This is a genomic window from Mesorhizobium sp., assembly GCF_024509055.1.
Classification (GTDB): domain Bacteria; phylum Pseudomonadota; class Alphaproteobacteria; order Rhizobiales; family Rhizobiaceae; genus Mesorhizobium.
Window position 1 is genome coordinate 1 of record NZ_JANINM010000499.1, and the last position, 11,488, is coordinate 11,488.

General features: G+C 64.8%; 12 protein-coding genes and 2 pseudogenes. 11 read left to right on the forward strand and 3 right to left on the reverse strand.

Translation table 11 applies throughout. The features are described 5' to 3' along the window. The 11 genes and pseudogenes from Q0L57_RS29405 to Q0L57_RS29455 form a co-directional block, all read left to right on the forward strand. Positions 1 to 611 (forward strand): annotated as a pseudogene (locus Q0L57_RS29405) (bifunctional salicylyl-CoA 5-hydroxylase/oxidoreductase); the annotation flags it as partial. Continuing rightward, positions 608 to 1,381, forward strand: a complete 774-nt coding sequence (locus Q0L57_RS29410) for an SDR family NAD(P)-dependent oxidoreductase (protein ID WP_296746596.1) — start codon at positions 608 to 610, stop codon at positions 1,379 to 1,381. The pseudogene Q0L57_RS29405 and the gene Q0L57_RS29410, both read left to right, overlap by 4 nt. Beyond that, entirely contained in the window at positions 1,375 to 1,839 is a 465-nt protein-coding gene (locus tag Q0L57_RS29415) for a MarR family transcriptional regulator (RefSeq protein WP_296746597.1), read from the forward strand. Before Q0L57_RS29410 ends, Q0L57_RS29415 begins: the two co-directional genes overlap by 7 nt. Then, complete coding sequence (locus tag Q0L57_RS29420; RefSeq protein ID WP_296746598.1) at positions 1,836 to 2,648, forward strand: enoyl-CoA hydratase family protein; 813 nt, start codon at positions 1,836 to 1,838, stop codon at positions 2,646 to 2,648. The genes Q0L57_RS29415 and Q0L57_RS29420 overlap by 4 nt, the downstream gene beginning before the upstream one ends. Positions 2,649 to 2,879: 231 nt before the next feature. Next, positions 2,880 to 4,028, forward strand: coding sequence for an acyl-CoA dehydrogenase family protein (locus Q0L57_RS29425; RefSeq protein ID WP_296746599.1), 1,149 nt, complete (start codon positions 2,880 to 2,882; stop codon positions 4,026 to 4,028). Between the two features lie 45 nt (positions 4,029 to 4,073). Next, the gene (locus Q0L57_RS29430) at positions 4,074 to 4,469 is read left to right on the forward strand and encodes a RidA family protein (RefSeq protein WP_296746600.1); all 396 of its coding nucleotides are present in this window, start codon (positions 4,074 to 4,076) and stop codon (positions 4,467 to 4,469) included. 150 nt (positions 4,470 to 4,619) lie between these two features. Further along, complete coding sequence (locus Q0L57_RS29435) at positions 4,620 to 5,348, forward strand: GntR family transcriptional regulator (protein ID WP_296746601.1); 729 nt, start codon at positions 4,620 to 4,622, stop codon at positions 5,346 to 5,348. A gap of 151 nt (positions 5,349 to 5,499) precedes the next feature. After that, entirely contained in the window at positions 5,500 to 6,639 is a 1,140-nt protein-coding gene (locus Q0L57_RS29440) for an aminotransferase class V-fold PLP-dependent enzyme (RefSeq protein ID WP_296746602.1), read from the forward strand. A 102-nt stretch (positions 6,640 to 6,741) separates the two neighbouring features. Beyond that, entirely contained in the window at positions 6,742 to 7,527 is a 786-nt protein-coding gene (locus Q0L57_RS29445) for an ABC transporter substrate-binding protein (protein WP_296746603.1), read from the forward strand. 105 nt (positions 7,528 to 7,632) lie between these two features. Beyond that, positions 7,633 to 8,307, forward strand: coding sequence for an amino acid ABC transporter permease (locus Q0L57_RS29450; protein WP_296746604.1), 675 nt, complete (start codon positions 7,633 to 7,635; stop codon positions 8,305 to 8,307). Positions 8,308 to 8,346: 39 nt separating this feature from the next. Further along, the gene (locus Q0L57_RS29455; RefSeq protein ID WP_296746605.1) at positions 8,347 to 9,621 is read left to right on the forward strand and encodes a cysteine desulfurase-like protein; all 1,275 of its coding nucleotides are present in this window, start codon (positions 8,347 to 8,349) and stop codon (positions 9,619 to 9,621) included. Positions 9,622 to 9,655: 34 nt separating this feature from the next. Here Q0L57_RS29455 and Q0L57_RS29460 read toward each other — a convergent pair whose 3' ends face one another. The 3 genes and pseudogenes from Q0L57_RS29460 to Q0L57_RS29470 all read right to left on the reverse strand — a co-directional run. After that, complete coding sequence (locus Q0L57_RS29460) at positions 9,656 to 10,483, reverse strand: dipeptide ABC transporter ATP-binding protein (protein WP_296746606.1); 828 nt, start codon at positions 10,481 to 10,483, stop codon at positions 9,656 to 9,658. Next, positions 10,480 to 11,331, reverse strand: coding sequence for an ABC transporter ATP-binding protein (locus Q0L57_RS29465; RefSeq protein WP_296746607.1), 852 nt, complete (start codon positions 11,329 to 11,331; stop codon positions 10,480 to 10,482). The genes Q0L57_RS29460 and Q0L57_RS29465 overlap by 4 nt, the downstream gene beginning before the upstream one ends. After that, positions 11,331 to 11,488, reverse strand: a pseudogene (locus tag Q0L57_RS29470) (dipeptide ABC transporter permease DppC); the annotation flags it as partial. The gene Q0L57_RS29465 and the pseudogene Q0L57_RS29470, both read right to left, overlap by 1 nt.

Genomic DNA, 11,488 nt, shown 5'->3' on the forward strand with positions numbered 1-11,488 from the left:
TCGACATGCTGGAGATCCATGCCGCGCATGGCTACCTGCTCTCCGCCTTCATCACACCGCTGACCAACCGGCGCACGGACGAATATGGCGGCTCGCTGGAAAACCGCATGCGCTATCCGCTGGAAATCTTCCGCGCGGTGCGCGCCGTGTGGCCAGCACAAAAGCCGATCTCGATGCGCATCTCGGCCAATGACTGGGTCGGCATCGAAGGAGTCACGCCGTCCGACGCGGTCGAGATCGCGAAACTGCTGCATGAGGCCGGCGTCGACCTGTGCGACGTCTCGGCCGGTCAGACCTCGATCGCCGCAAGGCCGGTCTATGGCCGCATGTTCCAGACGCCGTTCTCCGACCGCATCCGTAACGAGGTGGGCATGGCGACGATGGCGGTCGGCAACATCTACGAGCCAGACCACGCCAATTCGATCCTGATGGCCGGGCGCGCCGATCTGGTGGCGCTGGCAAGGCCGCATCTTGCCGACCCTTACTGGATGCTGCATGCGGCGGTGACGCTCGGCGACCGGGGCGTCAAATGGCCCGATCCCTATCTGCCGGGGCGCGACCAGATTTACCGGCTGGCCGAACGCGAAGCTGCAGCGGGGCTCAAAGTATGAGCGCGCCTCAGGCAATCGGCGGCAAGCATGCGCTTGTGACTGGCGGCGGATCCGGCGTCGGCCGAGCAATCGCGCTGGCGCTGGCGGGGGCCGACGTCAGCGTCACCATTTGCGGTCGGCGCGAAGCGGAACTTGCCAAAGTGGCGAATGAAAGCCGGCATATCTTTGCCGTCACCGCGGATGTCACCGACGAGGCCGGGATGGCCGCCCTTTACGAGCGCGCCGAGGCGGCACGCGGGCCGTTCGACATCGTCGTCGCCAATGCCGGCATGGCCGGCAGCGCGCCGGCGCACAAGACCTCGCTGGCCGGCTGGCAGCGCACGCTCGACGTCAACCTCACCGGCGCATTCCTGACGGTGAAACCGGCGCTGGCCGGCATGCTGGCGCGCAAGCAAGGGCGCATCGTCTTCGTCGCCTCGACCGCCGGGCTGAAGGGCTACGCCTATGTCGCGCCCTATGTCGCGGCCAAGCACGGGGTCGTCGGGCTGATGCGGGCTCTGGCCGCCGAGACCGCCAAATCCGGGGTGACGATCAACGCCGTCTGCCCCGGCTTCGTGGAGACCGACATGCTGGAGGAATCCATCCACCGCATTGTCGAGAAGACCGGACGCTCCGCCGACGAGGCGCGTGCAAGCCTTGCCGCGACGAACCCGCAAGGACGCTTCATCCAGCCGGATGAGGTCGCGGCAGCTGTGCATTGGCTGTGCAGTGATGCCGCGCGGTCGATCACCGGGCAGGCGATCTCGGTTTCGGGAGGCGAGACATGGTAGCGGGACCGACCTCCGCCGGGCCGGGCAAGGACAGGCTGCGGCTGTGGATACGGCTGCTGCGCGCCTCGCGAACCATCGAGGCCGAGCTGCGCGAGCGGCTGAAGAAGGAATTCGACACGACGCTGCCACGCTTCGACGTGATGGCGGCGCTCTACAGGTCGCCGGAAGGCATGCTGATGAGCGACCTTTCGCGTTTCCTTCTGGTGTCGAACGGCAATGTGACCGGCATCGTCGACCGGTTGGTTTCGGAAGGACTGGTGACGCGGGCAAGACGCAATGGCGACCGGCGCACCTCGATGGTGCGGCTGACGGAGGAAGGCTCGCAGTCCTTCGCCGCTATCGCCGCAGCGCATGAAGGCTGGATCGGTGAGCTGCTCGGCACTGTCAGCGAGGACGAGGCGCGGCGGCTGACCGGCATGCTGAAATCGTTCCGCAGCAATTGGGAGGGACGCGAATGAGCAAGATGGCCGGGTTGAAGCCGAAGCATTTCCTCTGGGAGACGGAAGGTCGCATCGCAAGGATCCGGCTCGACCGGCCCGAGCGCAAGAACCCGCTGACCTTCGACAGCTACGCCGAACTGCGTGATACGTTTCGCGACCTCGTCTATGCCGACGATGTCGACGCCGTCGTGTTCCTGCCCAATGGCGGCAATTTCTGTTCGGGCGGCGATGTCCACGACATCATCGGGCCGCTGGTCAAGATGGACATAAAGGAGCTGCTCGCCTTCACCCGCATGACCGGCGACTTCGTCAAGGCGATGCTCAATTGCGGCAAGCCGATCATTTCCGCCGTTGACGGCGTGGCGGTCGGGGCCGGCGCCATCATCGCCATGGCCTCCGACATCCGCATTGCGACGCCGGAAGCCAAGACCGCCTTCCTGTTCACCCGCGTCGGGCTCGCCGGCTGCGACATGGGCGCCTGCGCGATCCTGCCGCGCATCATCGGCCAGGGCCGCGCGGCCGAGCTGCTTTACACCGGCCGCACCATGAGCGCGGCGGAAGGCGAGCGCTGGGGGTTCTATAACCGACTGGTCGAGCCAAGCGCGCTGGAAGCCGACGCGCTCGATATGGCGGCGCGCATCGTTTCCGGCCCGACTTTCGCGCATGGCATCACCAAGACGCAGCTCAACCAGGAATGGTCGATGGGCTTGGACCAGGCGATCGAGGCAGAAGCGCAGGCGCAGGCGATCTGCATGCAGACCGCCGATTTCGAGCGGGCGTACAAGGCGTTCGTGGCGAAGGAAAAGCCGGTGTTCGAGGGGAATTAGGGATGAACGCTCCCTTCGAGACGTTGGCGGGACAGCACCCCCCTCTGTCCTGCCGGACATCTCCCCCTCAAGGGGGGAGATCGGATGCCGCGATTGCTTTCGCCAATCTCCCACGTTTCGGAGAGGGCGCCGGCGGCAAAGCTGCCAATCTCCCCCCTAGAGGGGGAGATGTCCGGCAGGACAGAGGGGGGCGCCGTAGGGCGAAAGCCCTGCAGAACTGCGGAGGCATCGATGCCTGACCGTTCCTTCCTCAATTGGCCCTTCTTCGAAGACCGCCATCGCGCGCTTGCAGAAAAACTTGACGCTTGGTGCGAGAAGAACCTCCCCGTCGACCACGACGATGTCGACGCGGCCTGCCGTGAACTGGTGGCGATGCTTGGCCGCGACGGCTGGCTGAAGCCGACGGCGCTCGACCTGGCCAATCCAGGGCCGCTCGACGTGCGCACGCTCTGCATCACCCGCGAGACGCTGGCCCGCCACGACGGGCTGGCGGACTTCGCCTTCGCCATGCAGGGGCTGGGCACCGGCGCGATCTCGCTGTTCGGCACGCCGGACCAGCAGCGCTGGCTGGCTAAGACACGGGCCGGCCAGGCGATCTCGGCCTTCGCGCTGTCTGAGCCGCGCTCGGGATCGGACGTCGCCAACATGGAGATGACGGCCGTCCGCGACGGCGAGGACTGTGTGCTTTCGGGCGAGAAGACCTGGATTTCCAACGGCGGTATCGCCGATCTCTATGTCGTCTTCGCCCGCACCGGCGAGGCGCCCGGCGCCAAGGGGATTTCCGCTTTTGTCGTGCCTGCCGGCACCAAGGGCCTGGCCATTGCCGAGCGGCTGGAAGTGATTGCCCCGCATCCGCTGGCGCGGCTCTCCTTCGACAATGTTCGCGTGCCCGGGTCAGCCCTGATCGGCAAGCCCGGCGACGGTTTCCGTATCGCCATGTCGGTTCTCGACGTTTTCCGCTCGACGGTGGGTGCCGCGGCTCTTGGCTTTGCGCGGCGCGCGCTCGACGAAAGCATCAAACGGGTGGCCGAGCGGAAGCTGTTCGGCGCGCCGATGGCCGAATTGCAGATGGTGCAGGGCCACATTGCCGACATGGCGCTCGATGTCGATGCCGCCGCCCTGCTCATCTACCGCGCCGCATGGACCAAGGACATGGGCGCCGCCCGCGTCACGCGCGAGGCGGCCATGGCGAAGCTCTTCGCCACCGACAAGGCGCAGGAGGTGATCGACAAGGCGGTGCAGTTGCATGGCGGTGACGGCGTGCGCAAGGGCCATGTCGTCGAAAGCCTCTATCGCGAGATCAGGGCGCTGCGCATCTACGAAGGCGCTTCCGACGTGCAGAAGGTGGTGATCGCCCGGCAGGTCATGGGAGCGACGTAGGATCATGGCTTGCGAAGCGTATCTTTATAAGCGGGAGGCCTAGACATGCACACGATCCTGCAGCCGGAAGGCTGGGCCAAGCCCATAGGCTACGCCAATGGCGTGGCGGCGCGCGGGCGGCTGGTGTTCGTCGGCGGCCAAGTCGGCTGGAACGGGCAATGCCAATTCGAGACCGATGACTTTGTCGGCCAGGTGCGCCAGACGCTGGCAAACATCGTCGCGGTGGTCGCCGAAGCCGGAGGCGGGCCTGAGCACATCACCTCCATGACCTGGTATTTCACCGACAAGGCCGAGTATCTCGCCAATTTGAAGGGGATCGGCGAGGCCTATCGCGCCACCATCGGCCGGCATTTCCCGGCGATGGCGGCGATGCAGGTCGTGGCGCTGGTCGAGGACCGGGCCAAGGTGGAAATCCAGGCCACTGCGGTTATTCCGGACTGACTTGGTAAATGCTCGAGTTGGCGCCACACGGCCGCATCGTGCCGGCTTGGCTCCTAGCTCGATTTGTGATCAGATGATCATGCCTGCATCGGCAGGCTGTTCATGTGCGTTCGCACATACGCATAGTCTGCGGCTGAGGAAAGCAAAAGCGTGGCTCTGGGCTTCGAACCTGTATCGGGACGCACAACCGTCCAGGATGGCGTCTACCAGCAGCTTCGCCATGCCTTGATGGTCGGAAGCTTCGACCCCGGGCAGGTGCTGACCATTGCTTCGCTTGCCGAGGCCTTCGGCACCTCGAACATGCCGGTGCGTGAGGCCCTGCGCCGGCTGGCGGCCGAGAATGCGCTGGAGATTTCGCAGAACGGTTCGGCCCGCGTGCCCGTTGTCACCCAAGCGCGGCTCGATGACCTCTGCCGCGCCCGGGTCGCCGTCGAAGGGCTGGCCGCCGAACTTGGCGGGCCGCGGCTCACCGCAACCGAGATCGCAACCCTGCAGCGGATCACCGACGACCAGCAGGCGGTCGGTCGTGACGGCAGCGTTTACGAGTTGATCGCCCAGAACCAGCAGTTCCACTTCACCATCTACCGCGCCTCCGGATCGGACGTCCTGTTCCAGCTCATCGAGACGCTGTGGTTGCGGTTCGGGCCCTATATGCGGCTTTTATCCAACCATGTCGCGCCGCTGATGCATGCCGGCAGGATGGAGCCATCCGGTCGGCATGTCGCGATCATCGCGGCGCTCAAGGACAAGGATTTTGCGCGCGCACGCGACGAGGTGGTGGCCGACATCACGACGACGCAAGCAACGCTGCGTACGATCTGCCCGGATACGCCCGAGCCCAGGCCCGTCGATTTCGCCGCTTTCGGCAAGGCGTCCTGACAGAGGCGACGGACAGCCGCTGCTGTCGCAAGCCTTCTGGACCAAAAAGACAACCGGGTTTTGATATGCAGATCCGCATTTCTTCGACCGCGGCGATTGATCCCTGTCCGGTTTTGTGATCACATGATCACAAAGGAGCGAGAGACAGCGAATGTCCGGCTATTTTCTCTATCATTCGATAGGCACCTTCCCCGGCAAGGCCGAGCGGATGGCCGCCGCGCTGGCGGAATTCTCCGGCATCTGGTCGGCCGAGGACGACGGCCAGTGGCCGGCCGCGCTTGCCGCGCGGCAGCGCTTCATCGACGCCTGGACGAAACTGATCGAGGCTCCGCGGGGCACGCTCACCACGGCTGAAAACGTCACGACAGCGCTTTACAGCCTGATCGGCGGCCTGCCGACCGAGCGGCTGGCCGGAAAGCGGCTGCTGGTCGCCGGCGACTGTTTTCCGAGCCTGCACTTCCTGCTGGCGGGACTGGCCGAACGCTTCCGCTTCAGGCTCGACACCGTCCCGTTGCGGCCCGGCGAAAGCTGGGTGCGCGACGACGACTTCATCGCGCACTGGCAAGACGATGTCGGGCTTGCGCTGCTGACCTTCGTTACCTCCACGGCCTCGCATCGCTGCGATATCGAGCGGCTCGCCGCGCATGGCCGCGCCATGGGCAGCATTGTCGGGGTTGATGTCACACAGGGCATCGGCGTGGCGCCGTTTTCGGTCACCGCGACGCCCGTCGACTTCGTCGTCTCGACCTCGCTCAAATGGCTATGCGGCTCCTCCGGCGCCGGCATTCTGCAGGTCGCGCCAGACCTTTTGCCGACCTGCCGTCCGGAACTGCGCGGCTGGTTCAGCCAGCCGAACCCGTTCTCCTGGGATCTCGACGCCTTCGCTTACGCGGACGATGCGCGCCGCTTCGATCACGGCACGCCGGCGATCCTGGCGAGCATCGCCTCGCTGCCTGGATTGGAGTGGGTCGAAGAGACCGGCGTAGCTGCCATCCGCGCGCAGAATGCCGCGCTCGTCGAGCGGATCATCGTCGCCGCTCTCGACAACGGCTGGGCGGTTCGCTCGCCGCTCGACGCCAGGGAGCGCGGCGGAAGCGTGATGCTTGGCCTGCCGCAAGGCGTCGAGCCGGCAAGGCTCATAGCCGCGCTGCGCAGCGAGAGGCTCTACTGCGATGCGCGCGGCACCACGCTGAGGCTGTCGCCGGGAATGGTCACGACGGAGACGGCGATCGACGCGCTTATCGCGCAGCTCAAGAAGCATATCGGTTCGCAACAGCGCCGCGCATCCTGATTGCAGGCACCGCCTCGCCTGCGGCTCCCGGGAGTTGGGTGCCGAAAGAAGCGGAAGAGGGAAATGCGTCACGACGACGTGGCCGAAACCAGAGGGAAGCAAATGTTGAAACGTCTAGGACTGATTGGGGTGGTCATCGCCGCGGGCGTCGCCTTCGCGGCGCCGGCTTTTGCGGACAAGATCATGGTTGGAGCCTATCCGGCCAATCCGCCGTGGGAGTACAAGACCGATTCCGGCGGCTTCGAGGGCTTTGAGATCGACGTCGCCAACGACGTCGCCAAGCGCATCGGCGCCGATGTCGAATTCCAGGATCTCGGCTTCCAGGCGCTGTTCGCGGCGACCGCTTCAGGCCGTATCGACTTCGCGGTGTCCTCGATCTCTGTCACCAAGGAGCGCTTGCAGAACCAGGGCTTCACGCAGCCCTATTACGACAGCGACGGCACCATCGTCGGCAAGGCCGATTCCAGCATCAAGTCGCTCGACGACCTGAAGGGGAAGACCATCGGCGTCATCGCCGGCTCGACGGGCGAGGCCTATATGAAGGAAAACGCTGCCAAGCTCGGTGTTGCCGAGACCAAGAGCTACAACGCCCAGCAGGACCTGCTGCTGGACGTCCAGAACGGACGCATCGACGGCGGCGCCGGCGAGCTCGCTGGCTTCCTGTTCGCCATCAAGCAGATGCCAGCGCTGAAGATCCTGGTCCGCATCCCGACCGGCGAGCGCTTCGCGATGATGACCAAGAAGGGCCATCCGCTGCTCGAGAAGGTCAACGACGCCATCACCGCTATGAAGAAGGACGGCACCATGGCCGCCATCCACAAGAAGTGGTTCGGCGTCGATCCGGAAGCCGGCACGAGCACGGTGACGCCAGGACCGATCCCGCAATAAGCCGGCAAATTATACTGGGAGGGCACCGCACAGCTGGCGCCCTCCCCTTCGACCACTCCAGGTCCGCGAAGCTTGGGCTTCGAATAGCCTAGACGGTGAGCGCCGATGGAATTGATCGATACTTTCTTCAACTGGGGCATCCTGGTCCGATCGTTTCCGATCCTCATTCGCGGGCTCGGCAACACCATCCTGCTCGGCTGCGCCGCCATCGCCTTCGGCACGATTGCCGGGCTGGCAATGTGCCTGATGCGGCTCTACGCGCCGAAGCCGTTCCAGCGGCTGGCCGTCCTCTACATCGACATCTTCCGCGCGCTGCCGATCCTGGTGGTGCTGATCCTGATCTACTACGCCCTGCCCTTCGTCGGCATCCGCCTGTCGTCCTTCGTCTCGGCGGCGCTGGCGCTGTCGCTGGTGCTGGCGGCCTTCACGGCGGAAGTCTGTCGCGCCGGCATCGAGAACATCCCCAAAGGCCAGTTCGAGGCGGCGGCAGCGCTCGGCCTGCCGTTCTGGGTCGCCATGCGCAAGGTGGTCCTGCCGCAGGCGATCCGCGTGGTCATCCCGCCGCTGACCAGCAACTGCGTCTCGGTGTTCAAGGACACTGCGCTCGCCTCGGTCGTGGCCATGCCGGACCTCTTGAAGCAGGCGACGGACGCGCAGGCGATGATGGCCAATCCCACGCCACTTATCGGCGCCGCAATCATCTACCTCGCCTTCCTGTGGCCGCTTGTGCGTCTGGTCGGCTACCTCGAAGCGCGCGGCAAGGCCCGCTCCGCACACTGATCCCCCCTCGAACGACACGAATAACTAAGGAGACCTCCCGTGAACCAGCACCATGTTTCGAAAGCGCAGGACGCTTTGTTCCCGGTCGAGAAGATCCGCGCCATGTTCCCCGCGCTGCGGCAGGCCGGTGATTTCATCTTCCTGGACAATGCCGCCGGCGCGCAGATCCCGCAGAGCGTGCTCGACGCGGTGACCAATCATCTCGTCGGCCACAATGTGCAGCGCGGCGGACGCTATGGCCGCAGCGTCACTGTCGACCAGTCGGTGGCGGAAGCGCGGACAAGCGTCGCGCTGCTGATCAATGCCTACAGCCCGTCCGAGATCTGCTTCGGCATGAACGCCACCTCGTTCATCCGCCTGGTCAGCCTCGGCGTCGGCCAGATGCTTCAGGAACGTGATGAGATCATCGTCACCGACATGGACCACGATGCCAACATCGCCACCTGGCTGGCGCTGGAGCAGGCCGGCGCGAAGTTCAAATGGTGGCGCATGCGCGAGGACGGCAACCTGCATGTCGACGACCTCAAACCGCTTGTCTCTGACCGTACCCGTCTCGTCGCCTGCACGGTGACGGCGCATTCCATCGGCTCGATCGTCGACGTCGCTTCCGTGGCCAGGATAGCGCATGCGGCCGGCGCCGAAGTGTTCCTCGACTGCGTGCATTACGGGCCGCACGGGCTGATCGACGTGCAGGCATGGGAGTGCGACTATCTCGTCTGCTCCGGCTACAAGAATTTCTCGCCGCATATGGGCTTCCTGTGGGGCCGCTTCGAGACGCTGAAGCGGTTGCCCACCTTCCGCGAGGACTTCATTCCGGACGAGCCTCCCTACAAGGTCGAGGCCGGCACCTTCATCTACGAGAACGTCTCCGGCATGGATGCCGCTGTCCGCTATCTGGAGTCGATCGGTCGCAACCTGCTGCCCGAGAACAACCGCTCGCGCCGCGACAACATCGTTGCCGGCATGAACGCCATCCGCGACTACGAACTGATGCTGGCGCGGGAGATGCTGAAGGTGCTGAAGGATTGCAATGCCACGATCTACGGCGTTGCCGAAGAGGCGCGCATCAACGAACGCGTTCCGACCTTCTGCTTCAACATCGGCAAGCTCTCGCCGCAAAGGATCGTCGAGGAGATGGCCGCCATGCAGATCGGCATCCGCGACGGCCACATGTACGCGCCGCGCTTGATGAAGCGGCTGAACCTGTCGATGGACAGCGGCGCGATCCGCGCCTCGCTGGTGCACTACAACACGGTCGAGGAAGTGCACCGCTTCGGCGAAGCGCTGCGCGCGATCATCGCCAAGCTGTCGTGATCGAAAAGGGACCGTGCCTGGCGCCGCCGAAGCGTCAGGCCGCCTTCTTCTTTGCCAGCCTGGCCTTGATCGAGGCGATGTCGGCGCGCGGTGTCGCGGCAAACAGCGTCTTGGTGTAGCTGTGCTTGGGGTCCGAGAAGACCTCGTCGCGCGGACCGTATTCGACGGCCTCGCCGAAATACATCACCATCACGTCGTCGGCGATGTAGCGCACCACCGAAAGATCGTGGCTAATAAAGACGTAGGTGAGCTGGAACTCGTCCTGCAGGTCGGCAAGCAGGTTGAGTACCTGCGCCTGCACCGACAGATCAAGCGCCGAGACAGGCTCGTCCAGCACCAGCAGGCTCGGGTTGAGCATCAGGGCGCGGGCGATGGCGATGCGCTGGCGCTGGCCGCCCGAGAACATGTGCGGGTAGCGGTTGTAGTGCTCAGGACCGAGGCCGACCTTCTTCAGCATCTTCATCGCCAGGTCGCGACGTTCTTCGGCCGGCTTGTCGGTGTTGATGAGCAGCGGTTCGCCGAGCACGTCGCCGATCTTCTGGCGCGGGTTGAGCGATCCGTAGGGGTTCTGGAAGACGATCTGCACCTTGCGGCGCATTTCCTTGGTCAGCCCGTCCCTGGCGATGTCGACCTTGTTGCCGTCGATGAAAAGCTCGCCCGAGGTCGCCGGATCGATTAGCGTGATGATGCGGGCGAGCGTGGACTTGCCGCAGCCACTCTCGCCGACGATCGCCAGCGTCTTGCCCTTTTCTACGCTGAAGGAAACGCCCTTGACCGCATGCACGGTGCGCGCGCCACGCAACAGCCCGCCGCCGACATGATAGTCGCGCTTGATGTCCTTGCCTTCGACGACCTTGGTCATGCGCTGGCTCCCGAGGGCGCAGGCTCGAACAGCATGTCGGAAACCGTCGGCAGCCGGTCGCCGACGGCGTTGTCCGGCAACGCGGAGAGCAGCGCGCGCGTGTAGTTGCTCTTCGGGCTCTCGAACAGCGACAGCACGTCAGCCTCTTCCATCTTGCGGCCCTTGTACTGGACGATGACGCGGTCGGCGGTTTCGGCGACCACGCCCATGTTGTGGGTGATCATGATCAAGCCCATGCCATACTTGGCCTGCAGCGAGACCAGCAGATCGAGGATCTGCTTCTGGATGGTGACGTCGAGCGCGGTGGTCGGTTCGTCGGCGATCAGGAGCTTCGGATTGCAGGCAATTGCCATCGCGATCATGACGCGCTGGCACTGGCCGCCCGACATCTGGTGCGGGAAGGATTCGAGCCGGTCGGCCGGCTCGGGAATGCCAACCTGCTTGAAGAGCTCGATGGCGCGCGCCCGGCGCTCGGCCTTGTCCATGCCCATGTGGAAGCGCAGCACTTCCTCGATCTGGAAACCGACGGTGAAGCAGGGATTGAGACTGGCGATCGGCTCCTGGAAGATCATGGCAATGTCCTTGCCGATGATCTTGCGGCGATCGGCCGGGCTGATCTTGAGGAGGTCGCGGCCGTTGAAGGCCATACGGTCCGCGGTGACGGTCGCGGTCCACGGCAGCAGACCCATGACCGCCAGCATCGACACCGACTTGCCGGAACCGGATTCGCCGACGATGGCAAGCACTTCGCGCTCGTCGACATGGAGCGAGACGCCGTCGACGGCGCGGAACGGACCCGACGCGGTCTGGAACTCGACGACGAGATTCTGGATTTCGAGCAAAGCCATCACGACCTCCTGAGCTTCGGGTCGAGAGCGTCGCGCAGGCCGTCGCCGACCAGGTTGATGGCGAGCACGGTGATCAGGATGGCGAGACCAGGGAAGGTCACCACCCACCAGGCGCGCAGGATGAATTCGCGCGCCGAGGCAAGCATGGTGCCCCATT